17 protein-coding genes are annotated in these 19,364 nt (G+C 49.0%); 7 read left to right on the top strand and 10 right to left on the bottom strand.

Features of this window, described 5'->3' with window-relative positions; all coding sequences use genetic code 11:
* The first annotated feature begins 3 nt into the window (after positions 1-3).
* Positions 4-912 carry a DMT family transporter gene (locus OGY83_RS04515; RefSeq protein ID WP_123267242.1) on the top strand — a complete coding sequence of 303 codons (909 nt, stop codon included), beginning with the start codon at positions 4-6 and terminating at the stop codon, positions 910-912.
* A gap of 34 nt (positions 913-946) precedes the next feature.
* On the opposite strand, the gene OGY83_RS04510 is transcribed toward OGY83_RS04515, so the two are convergent.
* From OGY83_RS04510 to tehA, 3 genes are all read right to left on the bottom strand, one after another.
* Positions 947-1,621, bottom strand: a complete 675-nt coding sequence (locus OGY83_RS04510; protein ID WP_079937318.1) for a DUF3313 domain-containing protein — start codon at positions 1,619-1,621, stop codon at positions 947-949.
* A 155-nt stretch (positions 1,622-1,776) separates the two neighbouring features.
* Positions 1,777-2,373 carry a tellurite resistance methyltransferase TehB gene (tehB, locus tag OGY83_RS04505; protein ID WP_286635349.1) on the bottom strand — a complete coding sequence of 199 codons (597 nt, stop codon included), beginning with the start codon at positions 2,371-2,373 and terminating at the stop codon, positions 1,777-1,779.
* On the bottom strand, positions 2,373-3,374 hold the full coding sequence (gene tehA, locus OGY83_RS04500) for a dicarboxylate transporter/tellurite-resistance protein TehA (RefSeq protein ID WP_123267244.1): 1,002 nt from the start codon (positions 3,372-3,374) through the stop codon (positions 2,373-2,375). The genes tehB and tehA overlap by 1 nt, the downstream gene beginning before the upstream one ends.
* Positions 3,375-3,487: 113 nt before the next feature.
* Between tehA and ydcK the strand changes: the two genes are divergently transcribed.
* On the top strand, positions 3,488-4,468 hold the full coding sequence (gene ydcK, locus OGY83_RS04495) for a YdcK family protein (protein ID WP_194210888.1): 981 nt from the start codon (positions 3,488-3,490) through the stop codon (positions 4,466-4,468).
* Here ydcK and rimL read toward each other — a convergent pair.
* Complete coding sequence (rimL, locus tag OGY83_RS04490) at positions 4,460-5,005, bottom strand: 50S ribosomal protein L7/L12-serine acetyltransferase (protein WP_286635348.1); 546 nt, start codon at positions 5,003-5,005, stop codon at positions 4,460-4,462. The two genes, ydcK and rimL, sit on opposite strands and share 9 nt — an antisense overlap.
* Positions 5,006-5,489: 484 nt before the next feature.
* Here rimL and OGY83_RS04485 point away from each other — a divergent pair, with 484 nt between their 5' ends.
* The 4 genes from OGY83_RS04485 (at position 5,490) to OGY83_RS04470 (ending at position 10,459) form a co-directional block, all read left to right on the top strand.
* Positions 5,490-6,080: a fimbrial protein gene (locus tag OGY83_RS04485; protein ID WP_286635347.1), complete on the top strand. Its 591-nt coding sequence runs from the start codon at positions 5,490-5,492 to the stop codon at positions 6,078-6,080.
* 61 nt (positions 6,081-6,141) lie between these two features.
* Positions 6,142-6,846 (top strand): fimbrial biogenesis chaperone, encoded by a 705-nt coding sequence (locus tag OGY83_RS04480; RefSeq protein WP_286635346.1) that lies wholly within the window; start codon positions 6,142-6,144, stop codon positions 6,844-6,846.
* Positions 6,847-6,912: 66 nt separating this feature from the next.
* The gene (locus OGY83_RS04475; protein ID WP_286635345.1) at positions 6,913-9,399 is read left to right on the top strand and encodes a fimbria/pilus outer membrane usher protein; all 2,487 of its coding nucleotides are present in this window, start codon (positions 6,913-6,915) and stop codon (positions 9,397-9,399) included.
* Between the two features lie 4 nt (positions 9,400-9,403).
* Entirely contained in the window at positions 9,404-10,459 is a 1,056-nt protein-coding gene (locus OGY83_RS04470) for a fimbrial protein (protein ID WP_286635344.1), read from the top strand.
* Between the two features lie 103 nt (positions 10,460-10,562).
* Here OGY83_RS04470 and OGY83_RS04465 read toward each other — a convergent pair whose 3' ends face one another.
* The 4 genes from OGY83_RS04465 to OGY83_RS04450 form a co-directional block, all read right to left on the bottom strand.
* Entirely contained in the window at positions 10,563-10,787 is a 225-nt protein-coding gene (locus OGY83_RS04465) for an HP1242/YdcH family protein (RefSeq protein WP_003833168.1), read from the bottom strand.
* Positions 10,788-10,953: 166 nt separating this feature from the next.
* Positions 10,954-12,609, bottom strand: coding sequence for a glucan biosynthesis protein D (locus OGY83_RS04460; RefSeq protein WP_286635343.1), 1,656 nt, complete (start codon positions 12,607-12,609; stop codon positions 10,954-10,956).
* 193 nt (positions 12,610-12,802) lie between these two features.
* Complete coding sequence (hglS, locus tag OGY83_RS04455; RefSeq protein WP_286635342.1) at positions 12,803-14,146, bottom strand: 2-oxoadipate dioxygenase/decarboxylase HglS; 1,344 nt, start codon at positions 14,144-14,146, stop codon at positions 12,803-12,805.
* 120 nt (positions 14,147-14,266) lie between these two features.
* Positions 14,267-15,169, bottom strand: a complete 903-nt coding sequence (locus tag OGY83_RS04450; RefSeq protein ID WP_286635341.1) for a manganese-dependent inorganic pyrophosphatase — start codon at positions 15,167-15,169, stop codon at positions 14,267-14,269.
* Positions 15,170-15,400: 231 nt separating this feature from the next.
* On the opposite strand from OGY83_RS04450, the gene OGY83_RS04445 reads away from it, so the two are divergent.
* Positions 15,401-16,324 carry a LysR substrate-binding domain-containing protein gene (locus OGY83_RS04445; RefSeq protein ID WP_079937520.1) on the top strand — a complete coding sequence of 308 codons (924 nt, stop codon included), beginning with the start codon at positions 15,401-15,403 and terminating at the stop codon, positions 16,322-16,324.
* Positions 16,325-16,364: 40 nt separating this feature from the next.
* Here OGY83_RS04445 and OGY83_RS04440 read toward each other — a convergent pair whose 3' ends face one another.
* Positions 16,365-18,053, bottom strand: a complete 1,689-nt coding sequence (locus tag OGY83_RS04440; RefSeq protein WP_079937326.1) for a methyl-accepting chemotaxis protein — start codon at positions 18,051-18,053, stop codon at positions 16,365-16,367.
* A gap of 169 nt (positions 18,054-18,222) precedes the next feature.
* The gene (locus tag OGY83_RS04435; protein ID WP_008784862.1) at positions 18,223-19,341 is read right to left on the bottom strand and encodes an S-(hydroxymethyl)glutathione dehydrogenase/class III alcohol dehydrogenase; all 1,119 of its coding nucleotides are present in this window, start codon (positions 19,339-19,341) and stop codon (positions 18,223-18,225) included.
* Between the last annotated feature and the right edge of the window lie 23 nt (positions 19,342-19,364).

Genomic DNA, 19,364 nt, shown 5'->3' with positions numbered 1-19,364 from the left:
TGTATGAACGCACTGTTGTACTGCCTGGTGGTGGTTATTTGGGGAACGACATGGATTGCGATTTATTTGCAGCAAGGTCCGGTTTCTGCGCCGGTTTCTATCTTTTGGCGCTTCGCCGTTGCCAGCTCAGTGATGATAGTGATCCTATTGTTAAGCGGTAAATTACGCAAACTGTCTGGTCGAGATCATCTGTTTTGTCTGTTACAGGGCGGATGCGTTTTTTGCTTCAACTTCTGGTGTTTTTATACAGCTGCGGCGTGGATAAATACCGGACTGGAGTCGGTGATTTTCTCAATGGCTGTCCTGTTCAATGCAGTCAATAGCTTCATCTTTTTTGGGCAAAAACCACCGCTGCGTTTCTATATTGCAGCGGGTCTGGGACTGACGGGCATTGTGACTCTGTTCTGGCAGGATTTGCTCAACAGCGGGTTTAATCATTCACTGCTGCTCGGTATCGGTTTGAGCGCTCTGGGAACCTTCGGCTTCTCACTGGGCAATATGATAAGTCTGCGTCACCAGAAAAAAGGGTTGGAAGTATTAACGACCAATACCTGGGCCATGCTGTACGGTACGCTGCTAATCGCTGCCATTGCATTGGTTCGTGGGGACAACTTCACGCCTCAGTGGACATTCAGCTATCTTAGCGCGCTGTTATATCTGGCTATTTTCGGCTCGGTGATTGCCTTTGGCGCTTATTTCACACTGGTCGGTCGCATTGGCCCCAGCAAGGCGGCATACAGCACGCTGCTGTTCCCTCTGGTGGCGCTGACGTTGTCAACATTGTATGAAGGATACATCTGGCAAGTTAACGCGATTGCCGGACTCGTGTTGATTTTACTGGGTAACATGGTGATGTTTGCCCGACCGGAAGCGCTGATGGGTAAACTATTCTATCGTCGTCGCGTGGCATAAAAAAACGCACCATCCTGAGATGGTGCGTTCATCTTTATTGTGGTTTTTGGTTCACATCAAACATGGAAGCATCGGTTGCCATGTCATCAACAACTTTCTTCAACGTTTCGAACGCCATCGGCGTACTTTCGTTGTTCAGGTCTTTACCTTCACCCTTACGTACAACTTTAATCACCGGTTTATTGGTCGCCGCATCAATCAACTCACCCTCGAAATAGAGGTTGGTATCCATGGTACGGTGACCCGTCGCCATTTGCGTTCCCGCAACGAGCAGTGCAACCGGGACCACTTCATAGAACTGCAGCCCTTCTTTGCTGGTCGCTACACCGGTAATCGCCCCGCGGAAAATCAGGCTACGCGGTCCAGGGGTCGTAACCAGAGGCTTACGCTTGCTGATGGCGGATTTCAACTGTGTATTGGTATAAGTCAGTAATTGATCAAGAACCTGCTGCCCTACCTGCGTAGTAGGTTTAGGAACCGGATAATACGTTACCGGGTTATATACGATGTTGTCATATTTGGATTCGTTGTAGCTCGGATCAACCCAACGGAGTACCGTTTGTCCCGATGCTGATTTTGTTTCCTTCAGATCAGAGTAATTTTTTAAAAACCCAGAATATTTATCCGGCTCGGTCACTTTTGACGCACAACCGGATAATGCCAACAAGCCAGTAAGCACTGCAACTTTAAATAAAGTTTGAGTACGCATGAAACGATCCCTTTAGTTTTCGCAATGATGCCTAAAAAGGATAGCAAAACAGTTTCATTTTGGATGTACTAAAAATGGTAAGCACCGCACAATTTTATCTCTGCGCTCAGCACAAAAAATGCTGAACGCAGAAAGAGTTAAGCCAGACGGGAGGTTCAGGAAGTTTTGCGTGCCAGCATGGTGGCAAAGCGCAGTTTAATTCGGTTACCGTTTTCATCCGTACGATGAAGTTCACCTACGTCCTCGTTATATTTCAGCAGATCCCACCCGCTGTAATAGTTGCGTAATTCTCCGGTTTTAAACGCGAACGGAAAACCAACTGTGCACGGAAAATCATCGGTATCCATCGCCGCAACGATTAAGTTATATCCACCCGGTTTAGTGCAACGTTGCATATTTTCAATAAGGCCAGGGATAGTTTTGGCTTCAAGAAACATCAGCACAACGGTAGAAAGAATAAAATCGTATTCACCATCAAAACGTAACGCATTTAGGTCAGCGACCTTCACGTTCAGGTTGGTCAGCCCTTCTGCCGCTTTGATGCGCTCAAGGTTAGCGATGCTCATGGGGTTTTTATCCCATGCAGTCACGTCATAGCCATTTGCCGCAAGGTACAAGCTGTTACGACCGTTACCACAACCCAGGTCTAACGTTTTGCCCGGTTTGACAATTTTTGCCGCTTCAACGACATCGGAATGCGTACGGGTTAAATCGTATTTTTCAGTAAAGTAGTTTTCGTCGCAAAGGGTCATTATTTATCCTCAGATTTCAGTAATGCAGCACGCTCTGTGCGGATGAGCAGTTTTCCCTGCATCAACAGTGCAAACGTACGTACCAGTAATAATGCAATGATAAAATTGGTAAAAATAAACAGTGGGATCGATAGCGTATGAAAAAATCCTGATTCGCTGCCGTGTCCCAGATGCAATCCTGTCGTCGCCAGGGCCGACACGCCAAACGAGAAGCTCCAGAAAGACGCATTAAACGGCTGTGACAAATACCACGGCATGAGGCGTAGCATGAACAGAAGTTGCAGCAAACCATAGCCGAACAGCATTTTGGCTAACGTATCCCCCTCGCCACCGTTCACACTAAGCCAGGCGCTACAGGCCACCAGCGCGGGGGCCAACTGAATACCAAGTGAAGTCCGTAAAACCGTCGGCAGCTCGCCGCAGCTTCGTAAACGTTGCAGAATCACTGGCTCCAGGCTGAGCCAGGAAAATACTCCTGCGCCCAAAAACACCAACCCGGCATCGTTGAAACCAAGCGCACCGCAGGCCATGGCGCTGATAAAGTTATTGGCAACGGTTGGCAGATACAGACCCGGTGTGGTGGCTTCTTCCGGGTGTTCGCCACGCCATAATCCTGCCGTTTGCCAGGCCGCGTACGCCAGCTGTATCACCACGCCGATGCTGAACAACACAATCGCCAGCGGTCGATACCACGGGACAAAACCAATCGCGACCAGCATCGTTGTGGCTGGAAACAAACTGACAAAACTGCTCATCACCGGGTGACGAATTTCCGCCAATACGCTATGAGGAAAACGCAGTAAACGGCTAATAAAGGCCAGCGTCAACAGCCCCCAAATGACCATTGCGAGGATCACTAAACCGTCGCCAATCCAGTGGCTTACAGACCATACCTGGCTGGCATAACGCCACGCAAACCCCATCCCGATGATACCCAGTACCATGCCAAAATAACCGGCCGGAAGATTGAGGACTCGCTCACTTTGCTTGTTCTTACTCATTTTGTTTATTTTTTAAAGTATATTTGAAATACATTTTATGGAATTTCTACGAATTTAGCCAGTGCGGAAAACTTTGCTACGTTTAACTAAGGTGCGCAACATGGAAATGAGCTATGACCAAATATCGTCTGGGCGATGAACCTCGCGCCTTTAGTTACCAGGATAATGGCAATAAAAAGAGCGTATTACTACGCCAGATAATTGCGATCATTGATTTTAATGATGTTAGAGCCGGTACGCCCGGCGGTTGGATTGATGATGAAAGCGTGCTATCGCAAAGTGGCGATTGCTGGATTTACGATGAGAATGCGCTCGCCTTTTCCGGCGCGACGATATCCGGAAACGCCCGTATTACACAGGCAAGCGTGGTCAGAGATGGCGCGCATATTGGTGATGCCGTATGGATTGACCAGGCAGAAATCAGCCATAACGCACAAATACGTGACAACGTCACCATTCAGAATTCTGTTGTTCGCGGCGAATGCCTTCTCTGCGGTGATGCGCGTGTTATGTGTGGCTCTGAAATCATTGCTGCCAGAGGGTTAACCCGTGAAAGCGACCAGCTTCTGCAAATTTACGATCGGGCGACAGTCTGCAATTCACGCGTGGTGCATCAGGTGCAGATCTATGGTGATGCGATGATCAACTATGCCTTTATAGAACATCGGGCTGAAGTTTTTGATTTTGCACGGATAGAAGGCAACGAAGAGAATAATGTCTGGATCTGCGATTGCGCTAAAGTCTATGGGCATGCGCGCGTCATCGCCGGAACTGATGAAGATGCCATTCCTACCCTGCGCTACAGCTCGCAGGTGGCGGAGCACGCGGTGGTTGAAGGTAACTGTGTGCTGAAGCACCACGTGCTGGTTGGAGGGCATGCGCAATTACGTGGCGGTCCTATTCTGCTGGATGGTCACATCCTGATTGAAGGCCACGCCTGTATTCTGGGTGAAGTGCTGATCGAGCATCATATTGAGATAACCGGTCAGGCCCAGGTTGAAGCCTTTGATGGCGATGCGATCCATCTGCGCGGACCAAAAGTGATCAACGGCGAACAGCGTATTACGCGCACCCCCCTCGCCGGTTTATTCTGAAGAGCCATCAATGATGCGGGCGTAGAGATTCACATCATAGTAATCGCCATTGAGGAACTCCGCCTGTCGTAAACATCCTTCCAGCTGAAAGCCATTGCGCAGCGCAACCTGATTGCTCCTGGCGTTATCTACACGACATTTAATCACGAAGCGGCGAATCTCCTGGCGCTGCGCATAATGATGAATCATTGCCTGTAGCGCCTGAGAGAGAATACCTTTGCCCTGGTGCTCTTCGTCCAACCAGTAACCAATATAAGCGGCTTTGTTCAGCGGCTCTATCTGGTTAAACGAGATAACGCCAGCCACCTCCCCCTGTTCGAAAATAAGGAACATTTTGGCGTAGCCGCGCTGGTGCAACATCATATTCCCCTGCACATTTTTGCGCGTGTCGTCCTCGGATTCGACAAACTGCGGCCAGTTCAGTGACTGCTGGAGCCAGATTTTATTCTTGAGCACCAATTGATGCAAAGGCGCGACGTGGTGTTCTTCTACCGCCCGAAGTTCCAGCGCGTCACTAACGATAATTATTTCTGACATGTTTATCTCCTTTGCGATCGTTCACTCATCCCGACAGACTGCGATGCACACCAACTCGTGTAGGGTTCTGGCGTACAGCGTATAGTATGCTATAACTTCACCAGAAGACAGCTGGACAAGTTATCCTTAATTTAACCAAGCTTAATTTCTATGTTGTATAAAATCCTCACAAATAAAATATTATTTTATATAGCATAACAGTCAGCCATGGAGTTAACATTCTGTTTTATTAAAAGTATCTTTGAAAATTAAAATAACTTAACATAAATACCACCATTACTAATTGCGACATTATCGTGGCAATAAACAGACAAAAACTCAAATCTTATAAAGATTCAATTTAATTTTTCTAAAATCACAATTAATTTTTTATATATAAATACCAGTTATATTGCGAGATATACTAAGCAATGTATTTAATAATACGGGCTAATTGCTCACATCTAATCATTCATATTTTAGATATAAAAAGGAACTTTATTAAATGAAAGCTAATTTCATTATCCCTGCACTTTCTGTACTGCTGGCAGGGGTTTCCTCTGTAAGTTATGCGGATACTCCTGCTGGTAAAGTACATTTTACGGGTTTAATTACGGCTTCTACCTGTGATTTGGTTCAGGGTTCAAGTGAAGGGCAAAATGATCAAACGGTAACCCTGCAGACTGTCGACGTTGCTGATTTCGGGACTAACGTCGGTGATGAAGCAGCAAATTCTGCGACGAATTTCCATATTGATCTCACCGGTTGTACTACTCAGTTAGGTAGCGTCAATCTGGAATTCAGTGGAAACAATACTGACGCCACAGATAAAACTGCCCTGGCGATTGATGCTGCTAGCGACGCCGCCAGTGGTGTTGGAATCCGTATTTACCGCGAGAACGCAAGTTCACCAATCAACTTCACCACCGATCGTACTGATGCGAGCAGCAGCGCAGTCGCACTGTCTTCCATCAGCCCAACGACCGGCGATGGCAATCACAGCTTTAACTACAAAGCGGTATACGTGAGAACCGCCGCGGATATTACTGAAGGTTATGGTAAGGCCACTGCGGATTACCGCGTGGCTTATTACTAATCTATCCCTGATGGAGGTGAACGCTTGTTCACCTCTTTTTATTATCTTTCAAGTGATTCTCATGAAAAGACTGTCCCTTTTCTTACTCTCTTGCTTACTGTTTATTAACACTGCTTATGCTGGTGTTGTCGTTCGTGGTACACGAATTATTTATCCTTCATCTGCACGTGAGATTCCCATTGAAGTCAGCAATCAAGACAAAAACCGTGCATATCTCGTCCAGTCCTGGGTCAGCGATTTTGGCAATGATGCTAAAAAGCAGACTCCGTTTGTTGTCACGCCTCCACTGGTCAAGCTTGATGCGCAGCGAAACAGTCTTTTTCGTTTAATCTTTACGGCTACACAAAAATTACCAGACGATCGGGAGTCTATTTTTTGGCTGAATGTTAAATCTATTCCGGGTATGGAGGAAGAATCGGCACAAGCACCTAATCAACTTCAGTTTGCCGTTCAGAATCAATTGAAGATTTTTTACCGCCCGGATAACCTTGCGGGCAATGCTAATTCGGCATATACAAAATTAACATTTCAGATTAAAAACAGTCAACTCATCGCCACTAACCCAACTCCCTATTTTGTTACCTTTCGTACGTTATCTGTAGATGGTAAACCGGTATCATTTAAAGGCAATGGCGTCGTTAAAATGATGCTCCCGCCATTTGGCGAACAAATTTATTCATTGACGGGTTCAGTCTCCCAGAACAGTAAAATAGAATGGTCTGCAATTAATGATTATGGTGGCACTACTCTTTCAATGAAAAAATAGCCGACAACGATCAAAGCATACGCATCGTGATTATCAATATGTCGCACAAGGAAAAGTGATAAAAATATGGGAGCTACGCGCACATTTACACTTAACATCATCGCAAGTGTAATCCTGTTAACCTGGGTACAAAACAGTTCAGCCCGTGAAGTTTTTAATTATCGTTTACTTGAATCAGGCGCGTCTGAGAGCGAACTTGAGGCGCTTAAACATTTTAGCGACAACAACGGATTAGTACCGGGTAAATATCGCGTTGATGTTTACATGAATAATCAACATATTGCGCGTAGAGACATCACTTTTGTCTTCGATACTAAAAGCCAGAAACTGCTCCCTCTGTTGACTAAAAAGGATTATGTTTCAATGGGAGTCAACAGTAAAGCTTCGGCCACTTTCCTCGCACTTAGTGACGATGCTACCGTTGAAAATATTGAAAATTTTATTCCATCTTCTTCAGTGCAGTTTCAACAGGATTCACTACGTCTTTCGCTATCAGTACCACAAATTGCAATGAACTCATCTGCTGCGGGGTTTATTGATCCACAATTATGGGATAACGGCTTGCCCATGATATTTACAAACTATTATTTTAATGGTGCCCAAAACTGGCAAGACGATAATAACGAAAATGACAAGTATCTCAGCCTGAGCAATGGTGCGAACCTGGGACCCTGGCGTCTACGCAATGACCTCAACTACAGTGACGGACACTGGCAAAATGTAGACACTTATCTGTGGCGTAATATCAGCGCGTTAACCAGCAAGCTCACCATGGGTGATAGTTGGACAGGTTCTGATGTATTTGATAGTTTTCAGTTTCGCGGCATAAAACTGGAAAGTAACGACAATATGCTGCCTTATAGCATGCGTGGCTTTGCTCCTGTTATTCGCGGTGTCGCCCGGACAAACGCGCAGGTTACGATTCGCCAGAATAATTATGTCATCTATCAGAGTTATGTTTCACCTGGACCGTTTGAGCTACATGATGTCAGCCCAATCACCTCTGGAGGTGATATGGAGGTCACTGTCAAAGAATCTGACGGTAGCGAACAAACCTATATTCAGGCATCGGCTTCTGTACCTATCATGCGTCGCCAGGGATCAATGTCCTACAGTCTTGTTGGCGGCAAATATCGCTCCTCAGATAGCAACGCGGATGAACCAAAGTTTATTCAAGGAACGCTTATCTACGGCTTACCGTGGGGGATTACGTTATACGGGGGGACAATAGGAGCACAGAACTATCGTTCGGGTGCTTTAGGCACCGGGTTGGATCTGCAACAGCTAGGTTCTCTCTCCGCCGACATCACCTGGTCACAAACCAATTTGGTCGATCAGGAAAATCAATCTGGTCAGTCATATCGGGTGCAATATTCTAAAAACTTTACCCCGACAGACACCAACTTGACTCTTGCTGGTTACCGCTATTCAACACGCAACTACTACACATTCAACGAAGCATTGAATCAACAGCAGTACGACGATGATGATCCTTTTTCTTATCGTTACAGCTATGCACGCCATCGTCGTTTGCAAATTACCGTCAGTCAGGCCATACCCTCTTTTGGTCAACTCTATCTATCAGGATATCAACAGGATTACTGGGGACTTGGGGGGAAAGAGCGTAGCCTGAGTGTCGGATATAGCTATACCTGGAACAGCATTAGTTTTAATGCCAGCTATCTGCTGACAAAAATGCCCGATAACGCGGGTAGCGATCAACAATTTTCACTGTCTATGAGTATCCCCCTGGACAAATGGTTACCTGGGGCACATATCAGTTATAGCAATAACAGCAGTAATGATGGCCGCTCCCTGAATAGCGTGGCGCTTAATGGTACGGCTCTGAAAGATAATAATCTCAGCTACAGCCTGCAACAAAGTCACGGTAATCAGGGGCAAGGTTATGGTGGAAATGCCTCTATGAGTTACCGCTCCAGCAAAGGAACAGTCAATGGGGGGTGGAGTTATGATAATGACCGTCAACGATTGAATTATGGTCTTCAGGGAGCTGTGGTTCTTCACCCTTACGGGGTGACGCTTGCGCAATCGCTAGGCGATGCTTCAATTCTGGTTCGCGCTCCCAATACTGAAGGCCTTGGTGTAAACCGCGGCACCGCTATTTACACCGACTGGCGGGGTTATTCCATCGTACCTTATGCTTCCGCATTTCAACGCAACCGGGTTGCGATCAATTCACAGACACTACCGCCAGACGCTGAAGTTCAGGATCCCGTCCAGGAAGTCATACCCACCGAAGGTGCTATGGTCGTCGCTAATTTTTCCCCTCGCCTCGGTCAAAGAATGCTACTGACGCTAACACATGCGGGTAAAGCCGTCCCCTTTGGGGCGGTTGTCACCTCCGACGATGGTCAATTCTCTACGCTGGTAGGGCAAAATGGGCAGACTTATCTCTCAGGTACACAGGCTAATCAAACCTGGCTGGTAAAATGGGGTAAATCCGCTAATCAATCCTGCCGAATTGTTTTATCCCCTGACCTTTTTTCCGATAACGCTTCGCACCTTTTAATTACGTCTCTCCATTGCGGTTAATACTATGAACAGTAAATTTTGCTCCAAAAAATTTAATATCAGCATATCTAAATATCTTTTGCTGGCAATAGTGTTAGCCGGTATTTACCCTACATTTTGCTTTTCTGCATCAGAGTGTCACTATGTTAGTGGAGACGCTGCAACTGTTACTTTTCAAAACATCCATCTGGAGACAGGCCTCAACCAAGATACGCCTGTTGGTACTATTTTATTTGATCAAAATAATCGCTCAACGCAATCGGGTCATTTCACCTGTTCAGGTGGCGCGGTAAATTACAGTGAAGGATTTCCAACACTTCCAGCTACATTAGTGGGCAGCGATCCTTGTCTGTTCAACATTCCATTAACTAGTGGTGAGAACTCAGGGCTGGGACTAAAAATTTACTACGAGCTCAATAAAAAAACTTCCGTTACGCCTTCTACATACTGCATGGAGTTTCCTAAGCTGACTAATTCAGTGAATGTCACTGATGTCAATCAACTTCAAGGGAATTTCCGTCTTATCTTACAAGTTGTAGGGAAATTGAAAGGGGGAGCAATCGACCTGTCAGCCTTTAGCGGTAGTGGTATTTGGTGGAACAATGTTCAAGGTTTCGAACTTATCTTCAGTGACGTTTTAATTGATTTAAAAACATTAACCTGCGATGTAAATACTCCAGATATTCCCGTCTCACTTGCTCCGGCAGGTGGGATTAATGCTGATACAACCTTTAAAGGAGTTAATTCAACCTCTGTGCCTGTTGATTTTAACATTGACCTGACCTGCGCTCAGGGAACCAGCGTTGCAATCCGTTTTGAAGGCCAGACCAAAACAGGTAGCAATGATTCAATTTTAAAGCTAACCGATCAGGATAATACCGCAACAGGTATCGGGGTTCAGATTCTCGATAAAAATAAAAATGCCATGACTTTTAACCAACCTGATTTCGTTTTGCAGGCGAGTAACGTTCAGCAAACTCAAATATCATTGCCATTCAGCGCTCAATACATTCAAACAGATAGCCAGGTTACGGCAGGTAAAGCCGACGCTGAAGCTACCTTTTATCTGTCATTTCCATAAAATAGATAAGCGTTAAATTTACGCATAGTCATAATTAATACTAAAACAGGAAGGGCTTCCGTTTCTCGCAGGAAGCCCTTTTACACAGCAAGTGCCGTTCTACTTAGCTCTCACTGACACTCTCTTTTTGCAATATTTTGAGCAGATCTTCCTTCAGGTGAAGTTTCTGTTTCTTAAGGCGAACAATGTCCAAACTATACCCCCGACCATCCGAACCTTCCAGTCTGGAGATCTCATGATCAAGGCTGTTGTGTTTTTCGAATAAGGACAGAAAGCGAGGGTTCTCGGATTTCAGTCGGGAAATAAGGTCTCTGTATTCTGGAAACATACTTTCTCCCTGTTAGTGGACAAGACGTGTATAAGAAATACACATCCACAGAGTACCCATTTGCCATACAGAAAAATGCGAGCAGGATCGAGTAAATAGTGTACAGAGTCGTTATGAGGAGGATTGCAGAAACGGCTCCCCATCAGGAGAGCCGTAAAGGGAGTGATTAACGCATCTCGCGGTCGTCAACGTACTTACGTTTATCCGGCGCTGGCGGGAAATACTGATACAGCCAGGTTTCGCTGATGGCGTCACCCTGACAACGCAGGAACATACGCATATCTACCGGATCGGTTGAGTCAGAGGTCGGATACCAGTCAAACTGAATGCGATAACCGTCGATAGGTTCCACGTAGAGGATCTCAATCTGTTTCGCTTCACCGCTGGAGAGCGTAATCACCGGTTCAATGCCTTTCGGTGCAGCCGCTTTCAGATCACCACCGACGAAGTCAACGGCAAAACGACGCGCCCATTTTTCCGGGTAATGCTCGCCCGGAGCCCATCCTTCCGGGAAACCGCCCATGCCTGTCCGGGTCGCCATCACACGAGCCAGCGGTGAACGCACCGGCGGCTGAGCGCTCCAGTACAGGCGATATTTGAATTCCAGCTCATCGCCGGCTTTGATCTTCTTGTCCGGCTGCCAGAAGCAGACCACGTTATCCAGCGTTTCGCCGGTCGTCGGGATCTCCATCAGGCCGATGGTCCCCTTGCCCCACTGGTTGCGCGGTTCGACCCACAGGCTTGGGCGCTTGTTGTACCAGCCCATGATGTCCTGATAATGGGAGAAGTCACGATCGAGTTGCAGCAAGCCAAACCCTTTCGGGTTGTTATCGGTATAGGCGTTGAACTGCAGCTTCTGCGGGTTATTCAGCGGGCGGCAGATCCACTCGCCATTGCCCCTCCACATCGCCAGACGATCGGAGTCATGAATTTGCGGGTGAATAGTGTCGCACATCCGACGCTCATTGTTGCCGCAGCTGAACATGCTGGTCATCGGCGCAATGCCGAGCTGTTTAATGTCTTTGCGCGCATAGATGTGGTTTTGTACATCCATAATCACCTGCGTTTTCTCACAGTGGATCACGAACTTGAATGCGCCGGTTACGCTTGGGCTGTCGAGAAGCGCATACACGGTAAAGGAAGTCGCGCCCGGTTTGACCGTTTCAAACCAGAAAGAGGTGAAATCAGGAAACTCTTCTTTGCTGTCGGTGTAGGTATCTACCGCCAGACCACGGGCCGATAAACCATACTGATAGGTGTCATCCACGGCGCGGAAATAGCTGGCGCCCAGGAAAGAAACGACATCGCGGCGGGCCAGTTCTGGCGCTTTAAACACGCGGAATCCGGCAAACCCAAGGTCAGTCTGACCTTCCAATTGTTTGGTATCCACGCCCGCATCGTTGTATTTAAACAGCTCCGGACGGAAGTGGATTTCACGTGCCATATGCGTACTGCCATCAACCGAGAACATACGTACACGGCGACGAAACCCCATTCCCACGTGGAAGAACTGCGCATCAAGCTGACGATTTTCAACGTTGTTCCACAGAGACTGTTCTGCGTCATATTGAATACTGTTGTAGGCCTGCGGCGTCAGTTTTGCCAGCGTATCCGGTAACGCGCGCGGTGCGCCGCCCCAGGGTTTCTGTGCTAAGTCATGGGCCATCGATTGCAGAACGGAAAAATCAAAACGTACGGTTTTTCCGTCTGCAATGTCAGACTCTGCCGCAAAGGCGGCGCGGGAAAAGAGTGATGCAATACCACTGGTTCCGCACACGGCGGCCACTGCCATTGAACCTTTAATAAATCGTCTGCGATTCATGCCTGAAAGTGAGTCCTTCTGGTCGTGTAAATGGTCCCGCGCCGGTCAAAATCAGCGGCAAGAGAGTGCACATTTCTGACCGCTCACTCTAGACAAAATTCATTAATAATCCAATTGTTGGTCGCCGATTATCTGTACAAAATCGAAAATATTTTATGTCGATGGGAACAGACCGAATCCCATGTAAATTCCATTAAAGTAAACCACACCGACGTTTACTTCGCTCTTGAGCCTCCTGATACAGCGCAAACTCATCATAAACCGCGCAACCCAGCGCCTGTTCAAACGCGTCGCGGCTGGAGTTTCCGTGGCTGCGGGCCTGTGTTTCATTGCCCAAATTGGACTGGAAAATTCCTGCGGCGCTCACCGGTAAAAAATCTTCGTAGGTGATGGGTTGTGCAACCAGCCAGCCCCGTTCAATGAGCGGTTGCGGGTCGTCATCCGGGCGAATAGCCTGCCGATGCGCTTCACCCGATGGTGTCAGACGATAGCGGAACCAGGCTAGCCCCTGCTGGCGCAGCAGAAATTCGCTGTCCGGGAAGGCCTTGAATACTTCCTGAAGGTGTAGCTGGTGCGTCAGATTGTCTTTCCCCGTTCCCGCTTTATTCAGCAATTCGTCGTACAACGCTCTGCCTTTCGGCGTCAGGGCCACGCCGCGCTGTTCGATTTCACCAAAACGCGCCGTGTGAGTGCCACGCATTTCACCGGCAAACATCACAGGTTCTTCCAGCGCTTTGAAACTGGTCTGACGTAATAAAATCGGCACCTCACGGCGCGGCGGCCCTTCAATCAGTATTTTCGGTTCAATACCGCATTCCGGCATCATCGACTGCACCCGGTCAATATCCAGCGTTCGCGGCGTCAGATGGTTGATATGACAACCGGGGAAGCACACTACATCAGCAATCAGCCTGTGTTCGTTATGTAATGCGTGATAGGTCTCTTCATCGACCGTGGCGTGCTGATGCCAGCGGAATGTTTCCAGCGCTTCATGCACAAATTCTTGCGCTTGTTCAGATGTAAAACTGCCCTGCGCATCAAATTCATCCAGCAGCTCGTGGCAACGGCGAGTGAAAATATCGCGTTTCGCGAGGATCTCAGCGGCTTTTTGCCGCAGCGCGGCGTTTTCGATGAGTTCGAGCCGTAATAACGAGGTGAATACCCGAAACGGGTTGCGCGATAGCGAGGCATCGTCGATGGGACGAAAGGCAGTGGAATGTACGGGGACGCCGGCCTGGGAGAGATCGTAGTAACTCACCGGATACATGCCCATAACGGCAAACATTCGGCGCAGCGTAGAAAGCTCCTGCGCGGTACCCACTCGAATGGCGCCATGACGTTCAACGTTTAGCCGGGCCAGTTCATCCGCATTCGCCAGTTTTTCATGCAGCGTCGGATTATTTTCCAGTACCGCCAGATTCACATCAGCGACAAGTTCCAGCAATGTGCCGTATTGCGGGACTTCCTGCTGGTACATTGCTGACATTGCCTGCGAAAATTGTTCCCGAATCTCATCTGCCGTGATGGTGTTCGCCATAATGTCATGCCTCCAGTGAATATTACCTGGAGTGTAGAAAACACCGCTGACTCCGGTGGGAAGAATTTACAAAGTGTGACCCCGCGTAAACTTCCCACCCATACAAACGATGAACAGTACCTACTGGCGTGGTTTCAAATGACTTTCCAGCCAGGGCAGCATCTGTTTTTTACGGCTAAGCATACCTTCTACCTTGCAAGGCTGCGGGATGTCTGAAAGTTCTGCTCCAGCAAACCAAAGGCTGGTGTCACCCAGATTGATGTCAGTGAGCATCAGCACGACCAACGCAGCATTCTTTTCTTCTGCATAGCGCGCCATTTCCTGACGGAGATCGTCCAGCACCGCATCCACCTGTTGCAGCGCATACAGTTCAAGCTGCGCTACACAGACTGAATGTCCATGGATGGTGAAGGTTTTAATGTCTTTCTGCAAAAGTTCGCGGGCGCTCATCCCTTCCACGCTTGTTTTGGCTGACAGCAGGTCGCGACTGAAAGCGTCAAGATCCACTCCGTTTTTTTGGGCCAGCGCATCAACCGCCTGGCGATCGTCAGAGGTGGTCGTAGGTGAACGAAGCGTGACAGTGTCACTCAATACCGCACCGAGCAGTAAAACAGCCTCAGCGGGAGATAACTGGTTGCGTTCATCTTCCGTCATCAGTTGCCACAGCAGGGTTGCGCTACTACCGACGGGCTTCACCCACACTTCCGGTGGCAGACGGGTGACTAACCCACCGAGTCGGTGATGATCGATAATTCCCACCACGTTACTTTCTGCCAGCGATTCCGGCCCCTGGGCAGGTTCGGTAAAATCAACCAGCCAGACATCACGATCTGTCAGTTCAAACGTCAACCGTTCAGGCATCGTCAGCCCCGCATGCTCAAAGATAAACTGCGTTTCGCGGTTAGGCTCGCCCAAACGCCATGCTGTCGCCTGCTGGCCACGTAAACTAAGCCAACGCGCCGTCATTGCTGCGGTGCAGATGGCATCGCTATCGGGATTAAGGTGCCCTATTACATGTATCATTCATCAGTGCCTTGTGAAGAGAAATCGTTCAAAAGTAAACAATAACCAAAGTATAACGACTGAACATACTCCCTTCCATGATCCCGCCACCCAGCAACGCTGTACAAAACATAAGCAAAATAAATCAGTTGTAAGTAAAACATGATAAATGTTAATAATATTTTGCTATCAGGTTATCAAAAACAAACAACTTTACTTGTCACCGATACGGCTCTGTTTTTAACATCGCTTATGGAAAAAAATGTTCTGTTCAATCAGCGCATTCGCTTGCGCCACCTTCATACTTTTGTCGCCGTTGCACAGCAGGGAACGTTGGGGCGCGCGGCTGAGACCCTTAACCTGAGCCAACCGGCTCTCTCCAAAACGCTAAATGAGCTGGAGCAACTGACCGGTACCCGACTCTTTGAGCGTGGCCGCCTTGGCGCGCAGTTAACGCTGCCCGGAGAACAGTTTCTTACCCACGCTGTAAGAGTGCTGGATGCGCTCAACACCGCCGGACAAGCGTTAAATCAGCGCGAAGAATCGCAGACTGATGTCGTACGGATTGGGGCCTTACCCACCGCGGCACTGGGCATTCTGCCTGCGGTAATTGGTCCTTTCCACAAACAGCAAATGGAGACCACGCTACAGGTCGCCACCATGAGCAATCCGATGATTTTGGCGGGTTTAAAATCCGGGGAAATCGACCTTGGCATTGGTCGCATGGCCGATCCAGAATTGATGGTCGGTCTGAATTATGAATTGTTGTTTCTGGAATCACTTAAACTGGTTGTACGCCCTAACCACCCGTTGTTGCAGGAAACCATCACGTTAAGTCGTGTAATGGAGTGGCCGGTGGTGGTCTCGCCAAAAGGAACCGCGCCTCGCCAGCACGCAGAAGCATTGTTGCAAAGTCAGGGTTGTAAACTGCCGCCAGGCTGCATTGAAACGCTGTCAGCATCGCTTTCCCGCCAGCTGACGGTTGATTACGACTATGTGTGGTTTGTCCCTTCAGGCGCGGTTAGAGAGGATTTACGCCAGGCGACGCTGGTGTCGTTGCCGATACCTACCCACGGTGCGGGTGAACCCATCGGTATTCTTACCCGTGTTGATGTGCAACTCTCTCAGGCCGCGCAGATCCTTATCGCCGCAATACGCAAAACCGTACCGTTTTGATGCCAAATATTAAGGGACCATCAGGTCCCTTAATTTATTGTTAAAACGTTTCCCAGTTATCGCCACTGGCCGTTGCTGTCTGCGGACGCGACTGGTCAGGCGTAGTGGTCACGGGAGCGCGTTTAATAGCGCTTGTTCCTGTTAAGCGGAATGTTCCTACAGCTTCCGTTAAGCGTGCCGCCTGCTCTTCGAGAGAGGCCGCTGCAGCCGATGCTTCTTCAACCAGAGAGGCATTTTGCTGCGTAACCTTATCCATTTCTGATATCGCCTGGCTCACCTGGACGATACCTCGGCTCTGCTCATCAGAGGCCGCCGCGATTTCCAGCATGATATCGGTCACGCGTTTTACCGCGTCGACAATATCCGTCATCGTATTGCCCGCCGCGACGACTTCTCCGGAGCCCTGGTCAATCAGTCGGACCGATTCGCTGATCAATCCTTCAATCTCTTTTGCCGCCTGAGCGCTGCGGCTTGCCAGCGTACGGACCTCACTGGCCACCACTGCAAATCCACGCCCCTGCTCTCCTGCCCGCGCCGCCTCAACCGCCGCGTTCAGCGCCAGGATATTAGTCTGGAAAGCAATGCTATTAATAACAGCGGTGATTTCGGAGATTTTCTTCGAACTCGTTGAGATATTACCCATGGTTTTCACCACGCCAGAAACCATCTGACCGCCCCGGCTGGCCTTGCCGGACGCATCTTCCGCCAGCTTGCTTGCGTGATGCGCATTGTCGGCGTTTTGCTTCACCGTGGCCGTCAGCTCTTCCATGCTGGCCGCCGTTTGTTCAATCGCCGCTGCCTGTTGTTCGGTACGTGAAGACAAATCGGTATTACCCGCCGAAATCTCACTGGTACCGCGATATATTTCTTCCGCGCCCTGTCGTACCGTGCCCACCGTTTTCCCCAATGATCGCTGCATTGTCTGCAGATGACGGCTCAGGCGACCAATTTCGCTACGCCCGGTTGCTTCATCTTGCATGGTCAGATCCCCCGCGGAAATTTGCTCAATACGCTTGGCCGCGCGTAACAGAGGATGAATGACCGTGCGGCGCAGAACAATGAACGTCATTACGGTCAGCGCCAGCGCAAGAACGAATGCACCCAGCATAAAAGCCATGCCGAGTTGTGTACGCTGATGCGCCTGTTCGCTTAACTGGTTCGCCCTTGCGGTACGAATGTCGATCGCTTTTAACAATACCTTATTGTAAGCAGAGTCCAGCGGTCGGGCCTGTTCATTTTCATGGTTGATGATCGCTTCAAACATGCCGTTTTTAGCGTACTTCAGCATGGGCTGTAAGCCGTCGGTATAGGCTTTGAAGCTGGCGCTCAGTTCAGCATCTAGCGCTTCATCAGCAGACGTCTTTACCGCACGCGACATATACGCGTTAAAACCGTCCTGCGACTGCTTAATCCGTTTTTCCGCCTCGGCAATATTGGCCTTCATGTCATCCATTTCGGCGATACGGCTCGCCGCGCCGGCGTGGATCATATTGATACGCGCGGTGCGTAAGTGGTTAGAGCTGTTAGATAACCCCATCCTGACCTGAATCTCATCGGTCACGTCGCGCTGATCGCGATCGGCCTGCATAAGAAAATAGCCTGCCAGCCCGGAACTTAAGGCGAATAGCAGAAGGATGCCACCGAGAATGGAGGAAAACAGCGGAACCAGCCGGATTTGATGCAAAAAGCCCAGTTTATGCTGGGCTTGCATCGATGTAGTGTTGTCCATGACCGTCGACTCTCTTGTAGGGTTTATGCGTGAAAACACGCCCGTTAGATAGTCATCGGCAATCCGGGAAGTTTACTTACCGTGAAAAGCGCCGGATTCGTCACACTTTCACAACATAATTCTTAAAAATTCAGGAAAGTGCCAGCGGTGAAATCCGCTGGCCAATGAATCAGTTATCGCCAAAGTGGATAACGGTACGGATGGACTTACCCTGATGCATTAAATCGAACGCTTCGTTAATCTGCTCCAGCGGTAAACGGTGGGTAATAAAGGGATCCAACTGAATTTTCCCGCTCATTGCTTCTTCAACCATGCCAGGAAGCTGAGTGCGCCCTTTCACGCCGCCAAACGCGGAGCCGCGCCAGACACGCCCAGTAACCAGCTGGAACGGACGCGTTTTGATCTCTTGCCCTGCTCCCGCCACGCCAATAATGATGCTTTCGCCCCATCCTTTATGGCAACATTCCAGCGCTGCGCGCATCACGTTAACATTACCGATACATTCAAAGCTAAAATCCACGCCGCCGTCAGTCAGTTCGACGATTACATCCTGAATCGGTTTGTCGTAATCCTTCGGGTTGATGAAATCGGTCGCGCCCATTTCACCTGCCAGCTTAAATTTTTCCGGATTGGTATCAACAGCCAGAATACGCCCGGCTTTCGCCTGCACCGCGCCCTGAATTACCGCCAGACCAATACCGCCCAGGCCAAATACGGCTACGGTGTCGCCTTCTTTCACTTTTGCGGTGTTATGGACTGCTCCAATACCGGTGGTCACGCCACAACCCAGCAGACACACTTTGTCCAGCGGGGCCTGCGGGTTAACCTTCGCCAGAGAGATCTCCGCGCAAACGGTGTATTCGCTGAAGGTGCTGGTGCCCATATAGTGATAAATCGGCTCACCGTTATACGAGAAGCGCGTTGTGCCATCCGGCATCAGACCTTTGCCCTGGGTCGCACGTACGGCCTGACACAGGTTGGTTTTACCCGATTTACAGAACTTACACTCGCCGCACTCTGCGGTGTACAGCGGGATCACATGGTCACCCGGTTTCAGACTGGTGACGCCTTCACCTACTTCAACCACAATGCCGCCACCTTCGTGCCCAAGTACCGCCGGGAATACGCCTTCCGGATCATCGCCAGAGAGCGTAAAGGCGTCGGTGTGGCACACGCCGGTATGGGTAATTTTAACCAGCACTTCGCCTTTCTTTGGCGGTGCGACGTCGATTTCGACAATTTTTAACGGTTGGCCGGGGCCGAATGCAACTGCTGCACGTGATTTCATTTGTCTCTTCCCATTATTGCGAG

It is taken from the genome of Citrobacter sp. Cpo090, from assembly GCF_030332665.1.
Lineage (GTDB): Bacteria > Pseudomonadota > Gammaproteobacteria > Enterobacterales > Enterobacteriaceae > Citrobacter > Citrobacter portucalensis.
The sequence above is the reverse complement of the archived record's forward strand: the minus strand, read 5'-3'. Positions and strand labels throughout refer to the sequence as shown.

Excerpts from the sequence above, each read along its gene's own strand:
- OGY83_RS04510 (WP_079937318.1), bottom strand. The coding sequence starts at position 1,621 with ATGCGTACTCAAACTTTATTTAAAGTTGCAGTGCTTACTGGCTTGTTG.
- OGY83_RS04475 (WP_286635345.1), top strand. The coding sequence starts at position 6,913 with ATGGGAGCTACGCGCACATTTACACTTAACATCATCGCAAGTGTAATC.
- OGY83_RS04485 (WP_286635347.1), top strand. The coding sequence starts at position 5,490 with ATGAAAGCTAATTTCATTATCCCTGCACTTTCTGTACTGCTGGCAGGG.
- OGY83_RS04445 (WP_079937520.1), top strand. The coding sequence starts at position 15,401 with ATGGAAAAAAATGTTCTGTTCAATCAGCGCATTCGCTTGCGCCACCTT.
- ydcK (WP_194210888.1), top strand. The coding sequence starts at position 3,488 with ATGACCAAATATCGTCTGGGCGATGAACCTCGCGCCTTTAGTTACCAG.
- OGY83_RS04450 (WP_286635341.1), bottom strand. The coding sequence starts at position 15,169 with ATGATACATGTAATAGGGCACCTTAATCCCGATAGCGATGCCATCTGC.
- tehA (WP_123267244.1), bottom strand. The coding sequence starts at position 3,374 with ATGAGTAAGAACAAGCAAAGTGAGCGAGTCCTCAATCTTCCGGCCGGT.
- OGY83_RS04470 (WP_286635344.1), top strand. The coding sequence starts at position 9,404 with ATGAACAGTAAATTTTGCTCCAAAAAATTTAATATCAGCATATCTAAA.
- OGY83_RS04480 (WP_286635346.1), top strand. The coding sequence starts at position 6,142 with ATGAAAAGACTGTCCCTTTTCTTACTCTCTTGCTTACTGTTTATTAAC.
- hglS (WP_286635342.1), bottom strand. The coding sequence starts at position 14,146 with ATGGCGAACACCATCACGGCAGATGAGATTCGGGAACAATTTTCGCAG.
- OGY83_RS04515 (WP_123267242.1), top strand. The coding sequence starts at position 4 with ATGAACGCACTGTTGTACTGCCTGGTGGTGGTTATTTGGGGAACGACA.
- OGY83_RS04435 (WP_008784862.1), bottom strand. The coding sequence starts at position 19,341 with ATGAAATCACGTGCAGCAGTTGCATTCGGCCCCGGCCAACCGTTAAAA.
- OGY83_RS04460 (WP_286635343.1), bottom strand. The coding sequence starts at position 12,609 with ATGAATCGCAGACGATTTATTAAAGGTTCAATGGCAGTGGCCGCCGTG.
- OGY83_RS04440 (WP_079937326.1), bottom strand. The coding sequence starts at position 18,053 with ATGGACAACACTACATCGATGCAAGCCCAGCATAAACTGGGCTTTTTG.
- rimL (WP_286635348.1), bottom strand. The coding sequence starts at position 5,005 with ATGTCAGAAATAATTATCGTTAGTGACGCGCTGGAACTTCGGGCGGTA.
- tehB (WP_286635349.1), bottom strand. The coding sequence starts at position 2,373 with ATGACCCTTTGCGACGAAAACTACTTTACTGAAAAATACGATTTAACC.
- OGY83_RS04465 (WP_003833168.1), bottom strand. The coding sequence starts at position 10,787 with ATGTTTCCAGAATACAGAGACCTTATTTCCCGACTGAAATCCGAGAAC.